The 20,812-nt window shown below is 72.7% G+C and carries 22 protein-coding genes; 11 read left to right on the forward strand and 11 right to left on the reverse strand.

What is annotated here, in order from left to right; all coding sequences use genetic code 11:
- Nucleotides 1-34 precede the first annotated feature (34 nt).
- From JOD64_RS19635 to JOD64_RS19645, 3 genes are read right to left on the reverse strand one after another with little or no spacing between them, the layout of a single operon-like run.
- Nucleotides 35-574: a DUF1697 domain-containing protein gene (locus JOD64_RS19635; protein WP_204943551.1), complete on the reverse strand. Its 540-nt coding sequence runs from the start codon at nt 572-574 to the stop codon at nt 35-37.
- A gap of 28 nt (nt 575-602) precedes the next feature.
- Nucleotides 603-1,286, reverse strand: a complete 684-nt coding sequence (locus tag JOD64_RS19640) for a response regulator (RefSeq protein WP_204943552.1) — start codon at nt 1,284-1,286, stop codon at nt 603-605.
- On the reverse strand, nt 1,283-2,437 hold the full coding sequence (locus tag JOD64_RS19645; protein ID WP_307813505.1) for a sensor histidine kinase: 1,155 nt from the start codon (nt 2,435-2,437) through the stop codon (nt 1,283-1,285). Before JOD64_RS19645 ends, JOD64_RS19640 begins: the two co-directional genes overlap by 4 nt.
- 169 nt (nt 2,438-2,606) lie before the next feature.
- Between JOD64_RS19645 and JOD64_RS19650 the strand changes: the two genes are divergently transcribed.
- From JOD64_RS19650 to JOD64_RS19660, 3 genes are read left to right on the forward strand one after another with little or no spacing between them, the layout of a single operon-like run.
- Complete coding sequence (locus JOD64_RS19650; RefSeq protein ID WP_204943554.1) at nt 2,607-3,371, forward strand: ABC transporter ATP-binding protein; 765 nt, start codon at nt 2,607-2,609, stop codon at nt 3,369-3,371.
- Nucleotides 3,365-5,860 (forward strand): ABC transporter permease, encoded by a 2,496-nt coding sequence (locus JOD64_RS19655; protein ID WP_204943555.1) that lies wholly within the window; start codon nt 3,365-3,367, stop codon nt 5,858-5,860. The genes JOD64_RS19650 and JOD64_RS19655 overlap by 7 nt, the downstream gene beginning before the upstream one ends.
- 48 nt (nt 5,861-5,908) lie before the next feature.
- Nucleotides 5,909-6,910: a hypothetical protein gene (locus JOD64_RS19660; protein WP_204943556.1), complete on the forward strand. Its 1,002-nt coding sequence runs from the start codon at nt 5,909-5,911 to the stop codon at nt 6,908-6,910.
- Nucleotide 6,911: 1 nt separating this feature from the next.
- Here the strand turns inward: JOD64_RS19660 and JOD64_RS19665 are convergent, their stop codons facing one another.
- From JOD64_RS19665 to JOD64_RS19680, 4 genes are read right to left on the reverse strand one after another with little or no spacing between them, the layout of a single operon-like run.
- Nucleotides 6,912-7,475, reverse strand: coding sequence for an SOUL family heme-binding protein (locus JOD64_RS19665; RefSeq protein ID WP_204943557.1), 564 nt, complete (start codon nt 7,473-7,475; stop codon nt 6,912-6,914).
- Between the two features lie 32 nt (nt 7,476-7,507).
- Entirely contained in the window at nt 7,508-8,257 is a 750-nt protein-coding gene (locus JOD64_RS19670) for a YqeB family protein (protein ID WP_204943558.1), read from the reverse strand.
- A 2-nt stretch (nt 8,258-8,259) separates the two neighbouring features.
- Nucleotides 8,260-9,057 carry an ABC-2 transporter permease gene (locus tag JOD64_RS19675; RefSeq protein ID WP_239559590.1) on the reverse strand — a complete coding sequence of 266 codons (798 nt, stop codon included), beginning with the start codon at nt 9,055-9,057 and terminating at the stop codon, nt 8,260-8,262.
- A complete protein-coding gene (locus tag JOD64_RS19680; protein ID WP_204943559.1) occupies nt 9,054-9,950 on the reverse strand; it encodes an ABC transporter ATP-binding protein in 897 nt (298 codons plus the stop codon). The genes JOD64_RS19675 and JOD64_RS19680 overlap by 4 nt, the downstream gene beginning before the upstream one ends.
- Before the next feature lie 131 nt (nt 9,951-10,081).
- Here JOD64_RS19680 and JOD64_RS19685 point away from each other — a divergent pair, with 131 nt between their 5' ends.
- The 3 genes from JOD64_RS19685 to JOD64_RS19695 all read left to right on the forward strand — a co-directional run bounded on the left by JOD64_RS19685 (nt 10,082) and on the right by JOD64_RS19695 (nt 12,634).
- Nucleotides 10,082-11,335 (forward strand): sensor histidine kinase, encoded by a 1,254-nt coding sequence (locus JOD64_RS19685; RefSeq protein WP_204943560.1) that lies wholly within the window; start codon nt 10,082-10,084, stop codon nt 11,333-11,335.
- Nucleotides 11,314-12,078, forward strand: a complete 765-nt coding sequence (locus tag JOD64_RS19690; RefSeq protein ID WP_204946152.1) for a response regulator — start codon at nt 11,314-11,316, stop codon at nt 12,076-12,078. Before JOD64_RS19685 ends, JOD64_RS19690 begins: the two co-directional genes overlap by 22 nt.
- A gap of 145 nt (nt 12,079-12,223) precedes the next feature.
- Nucleotides 12,224-12,634, forward strand: a complete 411-nt coding sequence (locus tag JOD64_RS19695) for a hypothetical protein (protein WP_204943561.1) — start codon at nt 12,224-12,226, stop codon at nt 12,632-12,634.
- A gap of 98 nt (nt 12,635-12,732) precedes the next feature.
- Here the strand turns inward: JOD64_RS19695 and JOD64_RS19700 are convergent, their stop codons facing one another.
- Nucleotides 12,733-13,512: a D-Ala-D-Ala carboxypeptidase family metallohydrolase gene (locus JOD64_RS19700; protein ID WP_204943562.1), complete on the reverse strand. Its 780-nt coding sequence runs from the start codon at nt 13,510-13,512 to the stop codon at nt 12,733-12,735.
- 313 nt (nt 13,513-13,825) lie between these two features.
- On the opposite strand from JOD64_RS19700, the gene JOD64_RS19705 reads away from it, so the two are divergent.
- Both JOD64_RS19705 and JOD64_RS19710 read left to right on the forward strand, forming a co-directional pair.
- Nucleotides 13,826-14,464 (forward strand): DUF6642 family protein, encoded by a 639-nt coding sequence (locus JOD64_RS19705; RefSeq protein ID WP_204943563.1) that lies wholly within the window; start codon nt 13,826-13,828, stop codon nt 14,462-14,464.
- A 41-nt stretch (nt 14,465-14,505) separates the two neighbouring features.
- A complete protein-coding gene (locus JOD64_RS19710; RefSeq protein WP_204943564.1) occupies nt 14,506-14,970 on the forward strand; it encodes a PPOX class F420-dependent oxidoreductase in 465 nt (154 codons plus the stop codon).
- A 22-nt stretch (nt 14,971-14,992) separates the two neighbouring features.
- Here the strand turns inward: JOD64_RS19710 and JOD64_RS19715 are convergent, their stop codons facing one another.
- A complete protein-coding gene (locus JOD64_RS19715; RefSeq protein WP_204943565.1) occupies nt 14,993-15,634 on the reverse strand; it encodes an NAD(P)-dependent oxidoreductase in 642 nt (213 codons plus the stop codon).
- A gap of 52 nt (nt 15,635-15,686) precedes the next feature.
- A complete protein-coding gene (locus JOD64_RS19720; protein WP_204943566.1) occupies nt 15,687-16,919 on the reverse strand; it encodes a serine hydrolase domain-containing protein in 1,233 nt (410 codons plus the stop codon).
- Nucleotides 16,920-17,016: 97 nt separating this feature from the next.
- Between JOD64_RS19720 and JOD64_RS19725 the strand changes: the two genes are divergently transcribed.
- The 3 genes from JOD64_RS19725 (at nt 17,017) to JOD64_RS19735 (ending at nt 19,136) form a co-directional block, all read left to right on the forward strand.
- The gene (locus JOD64_RS19725) at nt 17,017-17,610 is read left to right on the forward strand and encodes a pentapeptide repeat-containing protein (protein ID WP_204943567.1); all 594 of its coding nucleotides are present in this window, start codon (nt 17,017-17,019) and stop codon (nt 17,608-17,610) included.
- A 146-nt stretch (nt 17,611-17,756) separates the two neighbouring features.
- Nucleotides 17,757-18,704 (forward strand): hypothetical protein, encoded by a 948-nt coding sequence (locus tag JOD64_RS19730; RefSeq protein ID WP_307813507.1) that lies wholly within the window; start codon nt 17,757-17,759, stop codon nt 18,702-18,704.
- 102 nt (nt 18,705-18,806) lie between these two features.
- Nucleotides 18,807-19,136 (forward strand): hypothetical protein, encoded by a 330-nt coding sequence (locus JOD64_RS19735; RefSeq protein ID WP_204943568.1) that lies wholly within the window; start codon nt 18,807-18,809, stop codon nt 19,134-19,136.
- A 45-nt stretch (nt 19,137-19,181) separates the two neighbouring features.
- On the opposite strand, the gene dacB is transcribed toward JOD64_RS19735, so the two are convergent.
- Entirely contained in the window at nt 19,182-20,765 is a 1,584-nt protein-coding gene (gene dacB / locus JOD64_RS19740; RefSeq protein WP_204943569.1) for a D-alanyl-D-alanine carboxypeptidase/D-alanyl-D-alanine endopeptidase, read from the reverse strand.
- Nucleotides 20,766-20,812: the final 47 nt, after the last annotated feature.

The following is a 20,812-nucleotide window of genomic DNA, read 5'->3' on the forward strand; positions in this document are numbered from 1 at the left end:
TGGGGGTCGCAGGGCCGCGACCCCCGCCCGGGCGTCAGTTGGCGGTCATCTCCGCCAGGGCGCGCACCGACTTCCAGTTGCGGGTGGTGGCCACCACGGCGAGCTTCTTCTCCAGGTACGCGTTGGTGAACTTCGACCGCCCGTAACCGCCGTCGACGAAGTGCAGGAAGACCTCCCGGCCGGTCACCGTGAACGACACGTTCTCCTTGCCGGGCACGGTGAGGGCGTCCACGGTGGCCTTCTTCGGAGGGGTCGCGAGGAAGGCCACCAGCAACCTCGTCGGGTCGTCCTCCCGATCGGCGTACGGGTTGCCGCCGGCCACCGCCGCCAACTCCCGGCCGCTGCGCACCAACACCGGCACGGTCAACGCCAACTCGTCGGCGAGCGCCCGCTCGATCCCGGAGGCCAGTTTCTCGGCGTCGCGCACGCTGCTGCCGAAAGCCACGTTGCCGCTCTGCAGGTACGTCTTGACGTCCTCGTGCCCCAGATCGGTGACGATCCGGCGCAGGTCGGCCATCGCCAGCCGGGTGCTGCCGACGTTGACCCCGCGCAGCAGGGCGGCGTACCTGGTCATGGCTCCTCCTCGGGTGCGGCCGATCCGCTCAGCCTAGGTCGGTCGGCCTCGACCCGCCGGGACCGGCCAGCCCCGTTTCGTAGGCGACGATCACCAGCTGCGCCCGATCGCGCACCGCCAGCTTGGTCAACAACCGCCCGACGTGCGTCTTGACCGTGGCCAGGCTGAGACTGAGGTGCGCGGCCAGCTCCGAGTTGGACAGACCCCGGGCGATCAGTGCGAGCACCTCCCGTTCCCGCTCGGTCACCCCGTCCAGCCGGCGCGGCAACGGTCGGGCCGGCTCGGGCCGCCGGGCGAACTCGTCGATCAGCCGGCGGGTCACCGTGGGCGCGAGCAGCCCCTCACCGGCGGCGACCACCCGGATCCCGGCCAGCAGGTCCGCCGGTGGGGTGTCCTTGAGCAGGAAGCCGCTGGCTCCGGCGCGCAGCGCCCCGTAGACGTACTCGTCCAGGTCGAAGGTGGTCAGAATGATGACCCGGGTGCCGGATGTCGTCGGGTCGGCGCAGATCCGTCGGGTCGCCTCGATGCCGTCCATCTCCGGCATCCGTACGTCCATCAGCACCACATCCGGCCGGTGCTGCTCGGTCAACGTGACCGCCTCCGCGCCGGTGCCCGCCTCGGCGACGGTGGTGAAATCCGGGGTCAGGTCGACCAACAGTCGGAAGCTGCCGCGCAGCAGCGCCTGGTCGTCGGCGATCAACACGCGGATCACGTGGCCACCCGGTAGGGCAGGCGGGCCGTCACGGCGAAGCCTCCGCCGGAGCGGGAGCCGGCGGTGAACTCCCCGCCGTGCAGGGCCACCCGTTCCCGCATACCGGTCAGGCCATGCCCCTCCCCGCCGGTCAGGACCGGCCGTCGGCCGTCGTCGGTCACCTCCACCCGCACCTCCTCCGGGGTGACGGTCACCGTTGCCCGGCAGGCGGCCGGCGCCGCGTGCTTCACCACATTGGTCACCGCCTCCTGCACGATCCGGTAAACGGCGAGGCTCACCGAGTCGGGCACCACGGCGGCCGGTTCCTCCCGTCGAACGTCGAGCTGAACGTCGACGCCGCCGATCGCCGCCTGTCTGGCCAGCACGGGCAGCTCGTCCAGTCCGGGCGTCGGCGCGTACGGGGCGCCGTCGCGCAGTACGCCGAGCACCCGGCGGACGTCGGTCAGCGCGGTGCGGCCGGTCTCCTCGATCACCCGCAGGGCGGCTCCCGCCTCGCGTGGGTCGGCCTCGGCGACGTGGTTGGCGACGGCCGCCTTCACCACGATGAGGCTCAGCGTGTGCGCGACCACGTCGTGCAGCTCCCGGGCCACCCGCAGCCGCTCCTCCGTGGCGGCCTGACGGACCAGGTGGTCACTCTGCCGGGCGGCGAGGGCACGTCGCTCCCGAATCAACCAGCCGATCAACCAGGCAGGCGTGATCATGACGGCGGCGTAGCCGACCGCACCCGTACGTGACCACAGGTCACCGGCGGTCAGCACCAACCCGACGCTGACCAGAGCGAGACAACCGGCGGCGCAGAGCACCGACCGGCGCGTGGCCGTCGACGCCGCCACCGTGTAGAAGGACAGGCCGATGGCGAACGCCGGTGCGGCGGCGGCGAAATTGGGAATCACCCCGGTGACCAGGGCGACGGTGGTGACGGCGCTGATCACGACGGCGACCGTGCTCGGCCAGCGCCGCCGGACGGCCAACGGCAGCCCGATAGCCATCCCGACGAGGACGGACACCCAGAGCGGCTCGCGTACGCCACCGTCCGGCGACTCCAGCGCCGCGTACGGGCAGAGCAGCCCGCCGACCGCGACGGCGAGCACGACGTCCACGATGTACAACTCCGCCGGCCGTAGCCGTCGGGACAGCAGGAGAGCGGTCACCCGGTAGACGGTATCGGCCCACCGGGTTGGCCGCGTCCACCCGCGGGCCGTCATCCTCGGGAACGACGTCCGGTCGTGGACGGGTCCGCGGCTCCGCCCGGGGGAGGACCGGAAAGTGTCCCCACCGGCACGACGCGCCATACCCGCCGGAACCGGCACCGTGATGGTCATGACCACACACACGGTGACCCTGACGGGGCTGCGCGCGGTGTACGGCACCGGAACCCGACGGGTGACGGCGCTGGACGGCGTGACGACAAGCTTCGCGAGCGGCACGTTCACGGCGGTGATGGGCCCGTCGGGCTCGGGGAAGTCCACCCTGCTGCACTGCGCGGCGGGGCTGGACAGCCCGACCGAGGGGATCGTCACGATCGACGGCACGTCCCTGCAGGACCTGGGCGAGAACGCGCTGACCCGGCTGCGGCGCGACCGGATCGGCTTCGTGTTCCAGGCGTTCAACCTGGTGTCCACGCTGACCGCCGCGCAGAACGTCGAGTTGCCGATGCGCCTGGCGGGCCGCCGCCCGCCGGCCCGGGACGTCACCGCCGCGCTCGACGCCGTGGGACTGGCCGACCGGGCCGGCCACCGGCCGAGTGAGCTGTCCGGCGGTGAGCAGCAGCGCGTGGCGGTGGCCCGAGCACTGATCACCCGTCCGGCGGTGGTCTTCGCCGACGAGCCGACCGGGGCGCTGGACAGCGCGGCCTCCCGGCAGGTGCTCCGGCTGCTGCGCGCGCTCGTCGACGACCACGGGCAGACCGTGGTGATGGTGACCCACGATCCCGCCGCGGCGGCGTACGCCGATCGGATCCTCCTCCTTGCCGACGGCCGTGTCGTCGACGAACTGACCGGTGGGATCACCGCGGCGGTCGTCGCCGCGCGGATCGCCGAGCGGGAGACGGTCCCGGCGCAGCCGGCCGGGGAGCGGTCATGCTGAGCATCCAGCACGGCCGTGGAACGGTCGTGTCGAGCATCCGGCACGGCCGTGGAACGGTCGTGTCGAACATTCGGCGGTCGGTCAGCGCGTTCGTGGCCGTCGCCCTCGGGGTCGCGCTGGTTGCGACCACCACCCTGCTCCTCGCCTCTGGACGCCCGCAGGTGCCGGATCGGCTCGCGCGGGCGGCGGTCGTGGTGCAGAGCCCCGAGGCCGGTGCGTCGGCCGACTCGTTCATGCCGAGCCGGCCCTGGTCCGCCACCCGGGCGGTGGAACTCACCAGCAGGCTGGCGGGTCTGCCCGGCGTCGCGGCGGCGGTTCCGGACCGGACCTTCTACGCCCAGCCGCTGATCGACGGCCGTCCCCCGGCGACCGATGTCCAGCGGGAGGACGCCCAGCAGGGGCACGGCTGGTCCAGCGCGCAGCTCGGTGGACTGCGCCTCACGGCCGGCGAGCCGCCCCGCAAGCCCGGCGAGGTGGTCGTCGACCGCGCGCTCGGGCTGCGGGCCGGCGAACCGGTCACCCTGCTGACGGCGGTGGGCCCGGAGTCGTACACCGTCACCGGTCTGGTCGACGAGCCCGGCGTCCACGTCGCGGACGAGGTCGCTGCCGCGCTCGCACCCGGCGTCCGGGCCATCGGCCTGGTGCTGACGCCGGGTGCCGATCCGGAGCAGGTCGCCACGGCGGCTCGCGGTGTCGTCAGCGCGGACGGACAGGTGCTGACCGGTGCCGCGCGCGGTGCGCTGGAGCCTCGGAGTGATGCCCGCACCCGCTGGATCGGCATGCAGGTGCTCACCGCCACGGCGGCCCTCGCCGGCTTCGTCACGGTCTTCGTGGTCTCCTCCACCTTCGCGTTCACCATCGCGCAGCGCCGCCGTGAGCTGGGCCTGCTGCGCGCTGTCGGCGCCACCGGGCGCCAGGTCCGCCGCATGGTGTACGTCGAGGCGCTCACGGTCGGCGTCCTGGGCGGGCTCGTCGGCCTGCTGGTGGGCCTGGTGCTCGCCCCGGCGCTGGGCCGGCCGATCGTCGACGTCGGTCTCGAACCATCGACCTTCCAGGTCCGGTACGCCCCCTGGCCGGTCGCGGTCGCGCTCGCCGCCGGGCCGGTGATCGCGTTGCTGGCCGTCTGGTCGGCGTCGCGCCGGGCGGCACGGGTCCGACCGCTGGAGGCGTTGCGCGAGGCGGCGCTGGAGCAGCGGCCGATCGGGCGGCTGCGCGTCACCACCGGGGCGCTTCTCGTCGCGGCGGGGGTCGCGCTCAGCTTCGGGACGGCGACCGCCGACGAGGCCCGCGTCGCGGCGCAGTACTCCCTGTACGCGGTGATGGCGCTGGTGGCCGGCGCTACCGTGCTCGCCCCTGCGGTGGTCAGGCCGGTGGTGCGACTGCTGCGTTCTCCGGTGCGGCGGCGCGGTGGGGCGATCGGAATGCTGGTCCGGGGTGGGGCGTTGACCGCGACCCGGCGGACGGCGTCAGTCGCCGCCCCGGTGCTGCTCACGGTCGCGTTCGCGGTGCTGGTGTCCGGGATGGTGCGGACCACCACCGCCGCGTACGCGGCAGGGCGGGCGGACAACGTGAACGCCGGCTGGATCGTCGTGCCGGACCGGTCGCCCGGCCTGTCGGACCAGGCCGTCGCCGCGACCGGTGGCACGGCCCTCCTGCCGACCACCGTCTTCCGCACCGACCCCGGAACACTGCCGGAGAACCGGCCACTGACCGCACTCGGCGTGGATCCGGTGGGATTCGCCGCCGCGAACCGGGCGCTCACCGTCGTCGCCGGCTCCCTGAACGACCTACGGGGCGACGACACGGTGGTGGTCACCGCCTCGACGAACCTGCTGCCGTCCCAGCCGTACGCGTTGGTCTTCGCCGACGGGACGTCGGTGTCGTTGCGCGTCGTCGCCGTCGTCACCGACGACTCGCTTCCCGGCGATCTGCTCCTGCCCCGGGCCGTGGTGCGAACGCACGACCCGTCGGCGCTGACCTCCACGGTGTACGTCCAGGATCGGATCGATCCTCCGGCCGGCGCACGCATCGTCGACGTCGCCACCTGGGCGGCCGAGGCGGACGCCGCTGAGGACCGCCTCGTCTGGCTGTTCACGCTGCTGCTGATCGGTGTGTCGGCCGGCTACGGGGCCATCGCGGTGGCGAACACAGTGCTGCTGGCCGCCGCCGGCCGGGCCGCGGACCTGCGACTGATCCGGCTGGCCGGGACGACCCGGCGGCAGGTCATCTGGCTTGTCACGGCCGAATCTGCCCTGGTGGTGCTGATCGGCGCGCTGCTCGGTGGGACTGTCGCGTTCGTCGGTCTGTTGAGCATCCGCGCGGGCCTCGCCGAGCAGGTCGGCGCCCCCGTCGACCTGGTGGTGCCGTGGTCGGTGATCGCCGGTGTGGTGGGGCTGTGCCTGCTGTTGGCGGCGCTGGCGAGCGTGCTGCCGACGTGGCGGTCGCTGCGCCACCGTCCCGCGCGATCATCGATCGGCGTCGCCGGATGACCGCGTCCCCGCCCCCCGATACCGCGGTCGGGCCGATACCGTCCACGGATGCGATCCGCGCGGCCGGTCGGGCTGCTCCTCTCCGCCGCCGCCGTCGTGCTCTGGGCGATCGGCATGACCGTGCTGCAACCGCTGACCGAGCCGATCGGCCCGTGGTCGGAAAATCTGCCGGGCAACAACGCCTACTGGGCACGCGACCTACGGTTTCTGGCGATCATGGCGGTGTCCGTCGGGCTGGTGCTGGCCGGCCGGGGGCAGCTGCGCTGGAGTCAACCGGCGGTGGCGCTCGGTGGTCTCTGGGTCGCCGCCGACATCGCGATCGACCGGGTCGACCCGACCGGCGTCGAGGCGACGGTGCTGCTCGCCGTGAGCGGTTGCGTCGTGCTCGCGGCGCTCGCGGCGGTGCTGCGCTGGCGGGAGCGAGCCACGCCGCCAGCCCGGCCGTGGGGCACGCCGCCAGCCCGGGACCGGAAGGCGCTGACCGGCACGGCCTGTGTGGCCGGGGTGCTGGCGGTCGTGGCGGTCGGCATGGAGTCACCGACCGACCGGGAGCCGGAGCTGAACCAGGGTGCCCTGGCCACCGCAGCGCTGCTGGTCGTCCTGGCCGTCGGCGCGGCGCTGGCGGCGGCCCCGGCGCGCTCCCGGGCTCGCCTCGGGCTGGCGGCCGGCCTCGCCGTGGCGGCGCTGCTCGGCGTCGCGCTGGTTCGTGCCGTCCCGCCCGGCACGCGCCTCCTGCCCGAGGTCGCACTCGGGGCGGTGCTGCTCACCGGGGTCACTTTCGTGGCCTGGGACTGGCCGGGCGGTCGGCCGATCTGGTGGCACCACGCACTGGCCGCCCTCGCCGCGCTGGTGGGTCCGATGGCATTTCTGCTGGCAACGGCCATCCCGATCATGATCCTGCTGCCGATCGGGGCGACGTTCACCGCGCTGGCCGGCAACAGCCCGATCAACGGCGCCGACTCCGACGTGCTGCTCTCGCTGTTCGGGTTGCTCTCCGGGCTCGCGATGTCCCTGCTGCTGGCCCGGCCGACCGTCGGCAACCGCCGGTAGCTCACTCGACGACCGGCAGCACGACCTCGTTGCGGCGCAGGAACCACGGCTTCCACGGTGGGTCGAAGCGCGCATACCGGATGGCACCGGTGGGTTGCAGCCCGGCCGCGGTGACCGACCGGCCGAGCAGGGTGGCCCGTTGGCCGAACGCCTGCTCGGTCCACCGCCCGGAGAAACGCGTCGCCGCCGCCAGTTGCGCCGGGACCTCGCGGATCCGCACGCGGGCGTCCACCGGCTCGGGCAGGGTGGCAGCGGTGAAGGTGACCGGCATGACGAACTGGACCAGGTACGCGCCCGGCCACTCGCCCTCCACCTGGATCACCGGCGCGGTCATGGCGATCTTCTCCGAACCGTTGGGCGCCGACATCGCGGGCGTGGCCGTCGGAAGCGGATGCCGGGCGTGGTTGGCACCCCCGATGTACGCGTTCAGCGGCCGGAACGCCTCCAACGGCGCCCGGGTGAACGACGCCTGGACCTGCATCTCGGCCACCAGGTGGGCCGGATACCGGCGCAGCTCGAAGCCGGGGTGTCGGGACACCACCCGGTACGGCTGCTGTTCGGTCATCACACGGCTCCCAGGGTCTCCTGGGTCAGACGCTACCGCCCGTCCGGCTCCCGCTCGGCCGAAGTCGTCTGCTCCGGTCGAGGGGCGACCGCCCGCGCGTTCAGCCGCCAGTACTGCCGTTTGCCCTCGTCGCGCAGCACCACCCCGATCAGGCCCAGCTCCCGGCGCAGCTCCCGGGCGTCGTCGCGGCGATCCCGCCCGAGCGCCCGCTCGCGCGCACGCAGCAGTGCGTCCGCGCCAGCGGGCAGCCCGGGCAGGTCGGGCACCCAGAGTCGGTACGCCGACCGGTGCGGGTCGTCGTCGGCCCACCCCCAGCCGTGCGTCCGGAAGGCCTCGGCCAGTTCAGCGGCGGGCAGGTCGGTCGACTCCCGGGCCAGTTCCGCGCCGTCACCGTCGAGCAGCACCAGGTGTCCGTCGGCGCGGAAGACGACCCGGGTGTCGGCCCGTGCGATGCTCCGGTCCTGGTCGGAGCGACGCAGCCGAACCTGCGCCGCGTCGACGGTGACGATCAGCCTTTCGGCGGTGCCGACACCGGCGACGACCAGCCCGGCCAGTACGCCCACCGCGATCGTGCCGAGGGTGGCCTGCGGCTCGGGCAGCCGGTCCAGCCAATCGACCAGGTCCCCGAACGGCACCCAGGGCAGCCGGGCGAGCCAGCCGGTCGTGGCCGCGAGGAGCCATCCGACGCCCGCGCCGAGCAACGGGAAGCCACCCCACATGACCGCCAGCTCCCAGGGGCCTCCGGTGACCACGGTGCGCGGGCGGTTACCTGCGACGTCCATGGTCAGGACACCTCGCGGCGCATCGTCCGGTACAGGCCCGCAGCGAGCGGGAGGACCATCCAGACCAGCAGGGAAACCACCATCCGCCCCCACTGTTCGCCGGTGACGGCGTCGCTGCTGAACAGCGGTTCCATGGTCTTGCTGGTGTCCAACCACTCGGACGGGCCACGCAGGGGTTTGACCATCTCGCCGAGCACTCCCCAGAGGGTGGGCAGCAGCAGGTAGCCGACGATGGCCAGCGGCGGGTTGAGCAGCAGCAGACCGAAGGCGGCGCCCATCAGCACGCCGGTGACCTGGAGGATCACCGCGTTCAGCAGCAGCGAGCCGTCGAACTGCCAGGTGCCCGCGCCGCCGATGGCGGACGCCACCAGCGTGCCGGCGGCGGCGACGGCGAGGCTGGTGAGCACCGAGGCGACCGCGGTCAGCATCACGGCGTTCAGCTTCGCGGCGACCACCCGCTCCCGGCGGGGCACCAGGGCGTACGTGGTGAGGGCGGTCCGCTGGGACCACTCGCTGGTGATCGAGAGGATGCCGAGCACCGGCAGCAGCACCCCGACCGGGAGCAGCGAGGGGGTGAAGAAGTTGGGGAAGGTCTGGTCGGCGTCGTTGGCGTAGATCAACTGCAGGATGACGATCACGGCGGTGACCAGGCCGATGGTGATCAGCAGCCAGCGGCCAGCCCGGGTGTCGACGAGCTTGCGCAGTTCGACGACGGTGAGCCGGAGCAGCGACGGGCGGCGTACCGGGGTGTGCTGCCGTGGCGCGACAGCGCCGTCGGTGGGTGCGGTGATGGTGGTCATCGGACGGACTCCTTGGTGGATTCGCCGGCGGTCAGGGTGAGGAAGAGTTGTTCGAGGCCACCGCCGCTGGCGGGGCGCAGCTCGGCCAGCGCGACACCGGCGTCGGCGGCGGCCTGGCCGACCGCCTCGGCGTCGGCCTGCACGAGCAGCCCTTCGGAGCTGTCGGCGGCGCTCAGCCCGGCCACCTCCAACGCCCGGCGTAGCGCCGCGCCGTCGCGGGCCCGGACCACCGTGCCGCCGCCGGCCAGCAACTCGTTCTTGTCGCCCTGGGCCACGATCCGGCCACCCCCGATCACCACCAGCCGGTCCGCGACCGCCTCCACCTCGCGCAGCAGGTGGGACGAGAGCAGCACCGTTCCGCCCCGGTCGGCGAAGTCGCGCAGCAGGCCGCGCATCCAGAAGATCCCCTCCGGGTCCAGGCCGTTCGCCGGCTCGTCGAGGATCAGCACCCGGGGGTTGCCGAGCAGCGCGTGCGCCAGCCCGAGCCGCTGGCGCATGCCCAACGAGTACGCCCGTACCCGTCGCTTCGCCGCCACCGCGTTCAACCCGACCAGGTCGAGCTTCGCGGCGACCTCGCGCCGGTCCAGACCCATGGTGTACGCGGACAGCGTCAACGCCTCGCGGCCGGTCCGCCCGGCGTGCTGGGCGGAGGCGTCCAGCAGCACCCCGACCTCCCGCCCCGGGTTGGGCAGCTCCCGATAGGGGTGCCCGGAGACGGTGGCGCGGCCCGCGCTCGGCGCGGTGAGGCCGCAGATCATCCGCATGGTGGTGGACTTGCCGGCGCCGTTGGGGCCGAGGAAGCCGGTGACCGTGCCCGGCTCGCACTGGAAGGACACGTCGTCGACGGCCGGGTGTGGCCCGTATCGCTTGGTGAGGTTCTCAACGGTGATCATGCGGTCGAGCCTGCCCGCGCCGCCCGGCCATCCGCAGCGGCCGCCGGTCGGTGCCGCGCCGACCTTGGTAGAGGTTCGGTATCGACTTTGGTAGCTGGTCGTGGCGGCCGTCGGCTGCCTAGCATGGCGTCGTGACCAGCCTCGCCGTCCCGGAGCATCCCTGGCTGCTGCCAGGGGAGCTGGTGGTGCCGGCCGACCGTGGGCGTACGCGTCCGCGCCGCACCACCCGCGACTGGATCGTGGACAGCATCGCGTTCCTGGTCTCCCTGATCTGGGTGCTGTTCGCCACCGCCGACGTCCTGTCACCCGACCCGGCGATGACCACCGCGCTCCCGCACGACTGGATGGCTGGCGTCGACGCCCTGATCGGGCTGGTCTGCTGCGGGCTGCTCTGGTTGCGCCGCCGATGGCCACTCGGGCTGGTGGTGGCGACGACACCGCTGACCCTGTTCTCGATGGCCGCCGCCATCCCGCTGTTGATCCTCTACTTCACGGTGGTGGTGCACCGACGGACCGCCATTGCGATCGCGGTCACCGGTGCCGGCCTCGTCACCAACATGGTCTTCAGTTGGCTGCGCCCGGACCCGAACATGCCGTACTGGGCCACCACGTCGTGGGGCGTGGTGCTCAGCTTCGCCGTGCTGGCCTGGGGGATGTTCGTCCGGGCCCGGCGGCAGTTGATCGTGTCGTTGCGGGAGCGGGCCGAGCGGGCCGAGGCGGAGCAGCAACTGCGGGTCACCCAGGCCCGCCACCTCGAACGCACCCGGATCGCCCGGGAGATGCACGACGTGCTCGCCCACCGGATCTCGCTGCTCAGCCTGCACGCGGGTGCGCTGGAGTTCCGGCCGGACGCGCCGGCCGACGAGGTGGCCCGCGCCGCCGGGGTGATCCGCGGCAGCGCGCACGCCGCCCTACAGGACCTGCGCGAGGTGATCGGGGTGCTCCGGGCCGAGGGCGACGACGACGGTGACGCCCCGGAGCCACCGCAGCCCACCCTCGCCGACCTGCCGGCGCTGATCGCCGAGTCGCGGGCGGCCGGAGTGCGGGTGAACGTGACCGACAGCGTCGTCACACCGGGCGAGGCACCGGCGGCCCTGGGCCGGGCCGCATATCGGATCGTGCAGGAGGGGCTGACGAACGCCCGCAAACACGCGGCCGGCGCGGCGGTCACCGTGGACGTGGCCGGTGGGCCGGGGGCCGGACTGACCGTGGCGATCGGTAACCGGTGGCCGGTCGGCACGCCGGCCGGCGGCACACTGCCGGGCGCCGGCACCGGCCTCGTCGGCATCAGCGAGCGGGTCACGTTGGCCGGCGGCCGCCTCGCCTACGGGCGGGACGACGGCGGCGACTATCGGCTGGCCGCCTGGCTGCCGTGGCCGGCATGAGGGGCCCTTCCGGGGTGGCTGGCCCTTCCGGGGTGGCCGGGCCTTCCGGGGTGGCCGGGCCTGAGTCGGTGGTGCCGCCGGTGCGCGTGCTGATCGTGGACGACGACGCCCTGGTCCGGGCCGGGCTCTCGATGATCCTCGGCGGTCTGCCGGACCTGACCGTGGTCGGCGAGGCGGCCGACGGTGGCGAGGTGCCGGCGGCCGTCGCCGCGTACGCCCCGGACGTGGTGCTGATGGACATCCGGATGCCACGGGTCGACGGGCTGACCGCCACCGAGGCGCTGCGTGCCCAGCCGCATCCGCCGGAGGTGCTGGTGCTGACCACCTTCGATGCCGACGAGCAGGTGCTGCGGGCACTACGCGCCGGTGCGGCTGGCTTCCTGCTCAAGGACACCCCACCGGCGGAGATCGTCCACGCAGTGCGCCGGGTGGCGGCCGGTGAGGCGACGCTCTCTCCGACGGTGACCCGGACGCTGATCGCCCACGTGACCGCCGCCACCCCCGGCCCGGTCGGCCCCGACCCGCGCCGGGAGCGGGCGCTGCGGCTGCTCAGCGGGCTCAGTGAGCGGGAGCGGCAGGTGGCGGTCGCACTGGGGCGGGGGCAGACCAACGCCGAGATCGCGGGCGAGCTGTTCATGAGTGTGGCGACGGTGAAGGCGTACGTCTCCCGGCTGCTGACCCGGCTCGACCTGAACAACCGGGTCCAGGTGGCCCTGCTCGTGCACGACGCCGGCCTGGTCTGACGGGAGGCTGCGCACCTGCTGTCGGCGGAGGATCTGCTTACCGCGTACCGGATTTGAACTTTCGCGCGGTGCCGGCCGTACCCATGGCCGAGGATGTCGGTGCGGTGAGTCCGCCGTACCGCTGCCGAGCTGCGGGAGGCCTGCCGTGCGAGTTGGTGTGCAGTCGACGGATCCCATCGATCAGGTACTGGGTGAGGTGCCGGTGCCGGCACAGCTGACCCCCGAGGACGTTCGGCTCGCGGTCCGGGCGGTGGTCGTGCACACCGCCGAGGAGTGGCCCACCGGGCCGCTGTGCCGCAACGACGGCGCCTCCTACCCGTGTCGCCTGCACCGCTGGGGGCGACGGGTGTTGGAGACACACGGACTCAACGAACGGCAGATCGATGCGGTGATCCGGCACGGCAACCCGTTCGTGCACGTGCCCTTCCCGTTCACGGCGACCGGGCCGTCGCGGCAGCAGGCCCCGCGGGTCGTCCCACCCGGGGCACGGCCCACCGCTGCTGGCCGGCCGGTGACACCCCCCGTCACCGCGCCGCGCTGGCCCCGGGCGAGCTGAGCGCCCTACCCCCGCGCCCACCCGACCGGGGCGACGTGACGTCGGCCCGGCGCGAAGATCCCCTCCGCGTCGGGCCGACGTCGCTCTGAGCGGGCGGCTCAGTTGCCGACCCCGCAGTCCGGGGCGGACCAGCTGGTCGTGTTCGAGCTGCGGTCGCTGTTGTTCTCCCGACGCGAGTCGACGTGCACGTGGTCGTCGTGGTCGGGGTAGCCCGGCCCGTAGATCCCACTGAAGCCGTTGTTACGGGCACCGCGGGCGACCTGGCACAGCGAGGACGACCGCGAGGTCACGTCGGCCGCGTTGCCGTACAGGTGTTGGCTGTCGGACGCGCCGCCGACCTGGTTGTTGCAGGCGCGACTGCGGAAACCGCTGGACACGTTGAGCGGCTTGTCGCCGAGGCTCTTACGCAGCGCCTCCAGCTTCCACATGGTGCGCAGCGCGTTCTGCTTGGTCTGGCTCGCCGAGAGCGGGCCACCGCTGTACCCGGACCCGCCGCACCCGTTGTCCAGCTCGTTGTAGGTGAAGTGCGCGGGCGTGCAGTCGTTGTCCTGAAGTTGGTACAGCTTGGCGTAGGTCTGCGGGCCGGCCACGCCGTCGGCGCGCAGCCCGTACGCCTGCTGGAACCGCTTGACCGCGGCGGCGGTCTTCGGTCCGTAGCGGCCGTCGTTCTCCACGATGTCCCGGTTGCCGGCCCAGCCGGCGACCCGAATCTGCAACTGGCGGACGTCGTCGCCCGAGCGTCCCTGGTACAGGTTGCGGTTCCAGGTGTAGCAGCCGTCTGCCTGCGCTGCTGGTGCGGCGACCACCGTGGCGATTGCTGCCCCGGGCAGCGCCAGGGCGAATGCGACGGCAACTCGCTTCAAGGTGTTTACGCGCACAGAAGTCCTCCCGATAGGAGAGCGAATGGGGTGGCTCCAGGACATCGACCGAGAAGTCCCGTGATTTCCACCCTGACACTGATCAGTGCGGTTGGAGGTGATTAACGAGAATCGTCCTCACAATCCGTGGTCCCTGGGTATTGGCTGGGAATTCGGCCCTTTTGCGAAACAGCCATTTCCCCCGATCGGTCCCGACGGGTTCAAGCACGGTCAACCGCACCGAACGTCGCAATCCGCTACACCGAGGGTGATGTTTCGGGACTGGTGGCGGGCGGTAACGTCAGCCCCGGGCGGCGGACTGGCGGAGGTGCGTGTGGCACGCGGTGGCATCTTCTGTGTCGAGGGTCAGTGGCACCGCGACCTCAACGAGCGGGGCTCCGTGCTGCCCACCCTCGAGTTGCTGGAGCGACTGGGCAAGATCCGCTTCATCCACAAGGACGCGGCCACGCGCGACGAGCTCTTCTACTTCCTGGACCGCTGGCTGCTCAAGCAGTACGCCGACCACCGGGTCGGCTTCTTCGCCATGCACGGAGAGCCGAGCCGGCTCTGCCTCACCGACTGGCAGTCCGTGCAGTTGAACGAGGTGGCCGAGCTGATGGCCGGCCGCGCCGAGGGGCGGCGACTCTATTTCGGCAGCTGCTCGGTACTACGAGCCTCGGACGCGGTGTTGCGCGAGTTCCTGCAGGTCACCGGAGCCGCGCTGATCTGCGGTTTCACCCGAGAAGTCGACTGGGTCGAATCGGCGGCTTTCGAAACCGTCCTGCTCGACGTGCTCGCCAACGGCCAGCGGCACAATGCCGCAGAGCTGCGGATGGGCTCCGCCCACTGGGCGCCGCTCGCCTCGTACCTCGGCTTTCGGGTGATCTACGCCAACGGGCGGGCCTGGCGTCCATCCGGCCGCCCCCGGGTGCCCACCCAGGCCGTGCACCGCTCCGCGGCCCGGCCTCGCTGACCCGCCATCGCTGCCGCGCCCGCACCTGGTAGGAACGAGAGATGGCGCGCAGCATCGCAAAGAACACCCGGGTCGACCGGGACGCCCTGCTCGACTTCCTCCGGCCGCGACACCGCGTCGTGCTGATGACCACCCGGGCCGATGGCCGCCCGCAGTCGTCCCCGGTCTCCGCGGGGATCGACGGACAGGGCCGGCTGGTCGTCTCCACCTACCCGGAGCGGGCCAAGGTGACCAACATCCGCCGCGACCCCCGGGTCTCGGCGTGCGTGCTCAGCGACGACTGGGACGGCCCCTGGGTGCAGATCGACGGCACCGCCGAGGTGCTCGACCTGCCCGAGGCGCTGGAGCCGCTGGTCGAGTACTTCCGCAGCATCTCCGGCGAGCACCCGGACTGGGACGACTACCGGGCGGCGATGACGCGTCAGGGCAAGTCGCTGATCCGGGTCACCATCGACGCCTGGGGCCCGATCGCCACCGGAGGTTTCCCCGCCCGCCTAGCCGACTGACCACGGCTGGCCCGCACCCGGGTCAGTACGCGGCGGTGAACCGGGCGTTCTGGTGTCGCGGCTGCTCGATCTCGTCGATGATCGCCACCGCCAGGTCCTCGTAGGTGAGCACCGAGCGGCCCTGAGCGTCCGTGACCGGCTGGTCGGTGCCGGTGCGGTAGTGCCCGGTGCGCGTGCCCGGGTGGAACTCCAGCGGGGGTGGCGAGACGTACGTCCAGCTCACCCCGTCGGCGGCGGTGCGGTAGTAGTCCAACGCGTCCGCCTGGCCCAGCGCCGACTCCCGGTACTCGGCCGGGAAGTCCGGCTCGTCGAGGATGCGGGTGCCGCCCGGGGTGAGCAGGGTGGACCCGCCGCCCAGGTGGACGATCCGCGGTGCGGCCGGCATCCCGCGCAGCGTGTTCACCAGGTTCTCCGCCGCGTTCCGCCACAGCTCGCGCTCGCCGCCGCCGATCGCCACGACCAGCGCGTCGGCGTCCGGCGCCAGCTCCCGGACACTCCGCTCGCTGGTGGCGTCGCCGGTGACCGTCCGCACCCCGGCCGGCAGGTACGAGGTGGCTTCCGGGCGGCGGACGGCGGCGATCACCCGGTGCCCCCGGTCGACCGCCTCCGCAACGACCCGCGAACCGGCGGTGCCGCCCGCGCCAAACACGACGATGGTGCTCACCAACACAGGCTAGGGACTGTGCCGGCTGCCCGTCGGTGGAACGACGATCCGGTCAGTCGACCAGGGCGGCGTAGACGAGTTGGCGCAGCTGGGAGCGGAGCGGGTACGTGCTCGACGGCATCAGCTGGGTGAACAGCAGCGCGGTGATCTCCTCGGCCGGGTCCACCCAGAACGCGGTGCTCGCCACCCCACCCCAGTAGTACTCACCGACGTTGCTCGGCACCCGGCTCGGAATCGGGTCGTCGACCACCGCGAACCCGAGGCCGAAGCCGATCCCGTCCAGGGTCGTCTCGGCGAAGCCACCGGTGGACAGGGTGCCCAGGTCCTGACCACCGGGCAGGTGGTTGCGGGTCATGAACCGCACCGTGCGCGGCCCGAGCAGCCGAACCCCGTCCAGCTCGCCGCCGCGCAGCAGCAACTGGGTGAAGCGGTGGTAGTCGCGGGCGCTGGAGATCAGGCCGCCGCCGCCGGAGAGCAGAGCCGGCTTGCGGTGCGCGAGCGCGCCGAGGCCGTCGTGGCGGACCGCCCGGCCGCTGCGCGGATCCGGTACGTAGAGCGTGGCCAGCCGCTCGGCCTCGTCGCCGTCCATCCACCAGCGGGTGTCGGTCATGCCCAGCGGGCCGAAGATCCGGTCGGCGAAGAACGCGTCGAGGCTCTGCCCGGAGATCACCTCGACGAGCCGGCCGAGCACGTCGGTCGCGACGGAGTAGCCCCAGGCGGAGCCGGGTTGGAACAGCAGCGGCAGCTCGCCGAAGGCCGCACAGGCGCCGGCGAGGTCGACGTCCGCCGGCGGGTACAGGTCGTAGCCGGCGGCCCGGTAGAGCCCGTCGACCACCGAGGTCTGCATGAAGCCGTACGTCAGGCCGGCGGTGTGGGTGAGCAGGTGCCAGACCCGGATCGGCTCGACCGCCGGCACGGTGTACGGCTTGAGCGTCGATCCCTTGGAGTAGACCCGCAGGTCGGCGAACTCCGGCAGCCAGCGGCTGATCTCGTCGGTCAGCTCGAAGCGGCCCTCCTCCCACAGCATCATCGCCGCGACCGAGGTGACCGGCTTGGTCATCGAGTAGATCCGCCAGAGCGTGTCGGCTTCGACCGGTGCGCCCGACTCCCGGTCGGCCAGCCCGTACGTCGAGGAGTGCGCCACCTCGCCGCGACGGGTGACGACCACCTGCCAGCCGGCCAGCCGGCCGTCGTCGACGTACCGGCCGAAGTGCTCGTCGATCCGCGCCAACCGCGCCGGGTCGAAACCGATCTCATCCGGGTCCTTGCTCCGAGCCACACTCACGTCGCCGAACCTACTAGCCGGTACGCCGCCGCCGGAAGGGGGCCGCCACCAGACACACCGGGCGCAGTGTGTCGCTGGGGCCCACTAGCCTGGCCGGATGCCGGAGCTGACCGAGGACGTGACCTTCCGCCACGAGGACTGGTACGGCGAGGAGTTGACCGACCGGCACTTCGTGGGTTGCGAGTTCTTCGACGTGGACCTGACCGAGGCGGTCAGCCGGGGCGCGGTCTTCACCGGGTGCACGTTCGGCAACGTGTTGTTCAACGCCTCCCGGCACGTCGACTCCGCCTTCACCCGATGCGTCTTCCGGCGGTGCAACTTCTTCGAGGCCGAGTTCACCGGCTGCAAGCTGGTCGGCAGCACCTTCGTCGATTGCGACCTGCGCCCGTTGACGGTGGACGGCGGCGACTGGTCCTTCGTCGCGCTGCCCGGTGCCGACCTGCGGGGCGCCCGCCTGACCGGGGTGCGGATGCGCGAGGTGGACCTGACCAGGGCCAATCTCACCGGGGCGACGGTCACCGGCGTCGACCTCTCCGGCGCGCAACTGCTCAACGTTCGGCTCGGTGGCGCTGACCTGCGTGGCAGCGACCTCACCGCACTCGACCCGACGGCCGTCGAGCGGGCCGGTGCCATCGTCGACATGGAGCAGGCCGTCGTCATCGCGCAGTTGCTCGGTTTCCGGGTCGGCTGACGCGAGAGGCGCTCGCGGCGCGGTCGATCCCCGGCCGAGCGGGCCCGGTTGTCCGCCGCGTCCATTGGCGGGCTGGACACGTCCGGCGGTCCGGATCTAGCGTGTCGTCCACACCCGTACAAACGCGAAACGGCCCACAGTGGACGGTGTGGTCCGCGTCGGTCGACGACGGCCTGGCGGTGGAGGTGGAGGGGTCGGTGGCGGACGAAGACCGCACGCGGGCGGAGCGCCGCACCGCGCTGCGCCGGGTCACCCGTGCCCGGCAGCGGCGACGTTGGGCGGTGGAGGGAGTCGCCGTACTTGTCTGCCTGGTGGTGTTGATCTCGTACCTCAGCATTCGGTCCGACCCGGAGCCCGGCGACGACCGGGCGGGCCGCTCGGGCGACGTGCCCGCCGGTGCCGCCCGTCCCACCGGTCACCCGGCCACCGACGGACGCACCGGCGAAGCGGGGCCGGCGATGCCCGGCCTGCGTCCGCGTCAGCGCCCGCCCTCGCCCGACCCGACACCGTCGACCAGCGCGCCCGTCGCGCCGCCGGCGTCGCCCGGGCCGCCGGTGCTGTCGGTGACGCGGGGGGAGATGCCCGCGGAGGTCGACCTCACCGCCGTGGGCACCCGGGACTGGATGCACTGGGGGGAGCGTGGCGGCAGGTCGACGGTCCGTAAGCGCTCCGGCTCCGGGGAGATCGTCGACGGGGGTGGCGCCGGCACCCGGGTCGGCTGGGACGGCAACCAGGAGTCCGTCCGCTGGTCCGACGGCTCGTCGGAGCGGTCGGCGAGGGGCAGCTCCAACGGCGTCTACACCTGCGGCGCCGGCAACGGGTTCACCCTCACCATCGCGGGCAGCGGTGCGCCGCGCACGGTCCAGCTGTACGGCGGTATCTGGATGGCCCGGGGGCGCCTCGAAGCGCGGCTGTCCACGGGCGGGCCCTCCAGCACCGCGGTGCTGGAGGATCCGTACACCAGCCAGAGCGCTCAGTTCACGATCCGGTTCACGGTGCCGAAGGGCGCTCGACTGCTGCTGACCTGGACCGTCGAGAAGGTCTTCACTCCGCGCTGCGGCAATGTCGGCCTCCAGGCTGTGGCGGTTCGCTGACCGACCGATCGCACAGCGGGACAGTTTGTCCGTCGCGTACGGTCGAGGAGGTCGTAACTTTCTGCTGTCCCCATCCGACCATCCAGTGTGGAGGCAGCGGAGATGAGTAGCAGTACCGCCCACCGCGTCCGTCGTACCGCTTCGTCCGGTGCCCGTGCAGCGTCGCGGGACGTGCTCCGCGACATCCCCCTGCCGCCGTACGTGACGGGCGAGGACACCCAGTTCGCGGTGCGGGCGGTGGTGGTGCACGCCCCCCAGCGGTGGTCCGGAGGTGTGATCTGCCGCAACGACGCCAGCCCGCACCCGTGCCGCCTGCACCGCTGGGGCACCCGGGTGTTGGCGCTGCGCGGGCTGCGGGCTGCCGACATCGACGCGCTCATCGAGCGCGGCGACCCGACGGCGGTGGTCCCCCCACCGGACCGTCCGGCCTGAGCCCGCGAACGGCCGGGAGGCGCGGGTGCGCCTCCCGGCCGCTGCTCAGCAGGTGATCGGCTTGACCCAGGAACACTCGACGCCCTCTGGGGTGCGGGGCGTCTCCGGCACCGCCGGCGGTGCCACCCGTGCCGTGGTCGCGCCGCCCTCGCGGTATCCGGCCAGCGCCACGGCGATCTGATCCTCCAACGACTTGACCGACGCGGTCAGGTAGTTGTTGAGCAGAATGGAGAACGCCAGCAGTCGGCCGTCGGCGCTGGTGACGTAGCCGGAAAGCCCGGAGACGCCGGTCAGGCTGCCGGTCTTGGCGTGCACGTTCCCCGCTGCCGGAGTGCCGGCCATCCGGCTGCGCAGGGTGCCGCCGACGAACCGCTCGGGTTGCCCGGCGATCGGCAGGGCCGCGTACCAGGTGGCGAACCACGGCTCGGCGCGGACGGCGCTCAGCAGGTCGACGAACTCCGCCGCGGGGACCAGATTGCGCCGGGACAGCCCCGAACCGTCGCGCTGGCGCAGCCTCCCGGTGTCCATGCCGGTGTCGGCCACGTACTCGCTGATCGCGGTGACCCCGGCCGTCCAGGTGCCGGAGCCGGAGAGGACCCGGCCGATCTCCTTGGTCAACACCTCGGCGTGCCCGTTGTTGGAGAGCTTGAGGAACGGCGTCATCAGCTCGCCCAGGCTCATCGAGTCGTGCCGCGCCACCGGCTGGGCCGTCTCCGGGGTGGGCTGGCCGAGCACGGTCCGACCGAGCACCCGGACGCCGTGCCGGTGCAGCGCCGCCCGGAACACGTCGGCCGCATAGCCGGTGGGCTCCCAGACGGTCACCCAGTCGCTGGCGGGCTCGTCGCCGACGGCGATCTGGCCGGTCACCACGACGGTGTTGCCGCCGTGTTCGCGCTCGATCGAGATCGACGTCTCGCCCTCGGTGACCGTCGTGGCGCGGTTGTCGATGCGGACGTACCCGGTGGGTGGGGTGGTGCTGATCACCGGTGGGGCACCGGCCCGGCCGGCCGGGGCGGCGTGCACGATCACCGTGCCCGCGTCGTAGTCGGTGTCCGGGGCGACGGTCAACGCGGAGACCTGGGCGGCGTAGTAGTAGGGCTCGTCGTCCCAGGTCCAGTCGGGGCCGAGTCGGGTGTGGTCGTAACGGGTGTCGTCGGCGACCAGGTTGCCGGCGACGACCCGTACGCCGTCGGCGGCGACCTGCGCGGCGAGCGCGTCGTAGTCGGCGGCGAGCATGCTCGGGTCACCCCCGCCGCGGAGGTAGAGGTTGCCGGAGAGCAGGCCCGCGCGGCGCTTACCGGTGGTGCGTACGTCGGTGGCGAAGCGGTGCCCCGGGCCGAGCAGCTCAAGGGCCGCCGTCGAGGTCAGCAGCTTGGTGTTGGAGGCTGGGACCAGCCGGCGGTCACCGTTGCGGTCGTAGAGCGTCTGTCCCGTGCTGGTGTCGACCACGACCACCGACGCCTGCGCGCCGGCCAGCCGGGTGTCGGCGAGGATCGTGTCGATGGTGTCGTGCAGTCGGGTGGTCGCGGGGGTGGGCGACTCGGCCGTGGCGCCGGGCGCTCCGGCGGTGGCCGCGGTGGCGACCAGCGCGAGCAGCGCGAGGACCCGGGGAAAGTGACGGCGATGCATGCGCTGATGCTGCCACGAAGGTATTCGCCGGAGAAGAGCCTTCGGCG

The sequence above is a fragment of the Micromonospora luteifusca genome (assembly GCF_016907275.1).
Lineage (GTDB): Bacteria > Actinomycetota > Actinomycetes > Mycobacteriales > Micromonosporaceae > Micromonospora > Micromonospora luteifusca.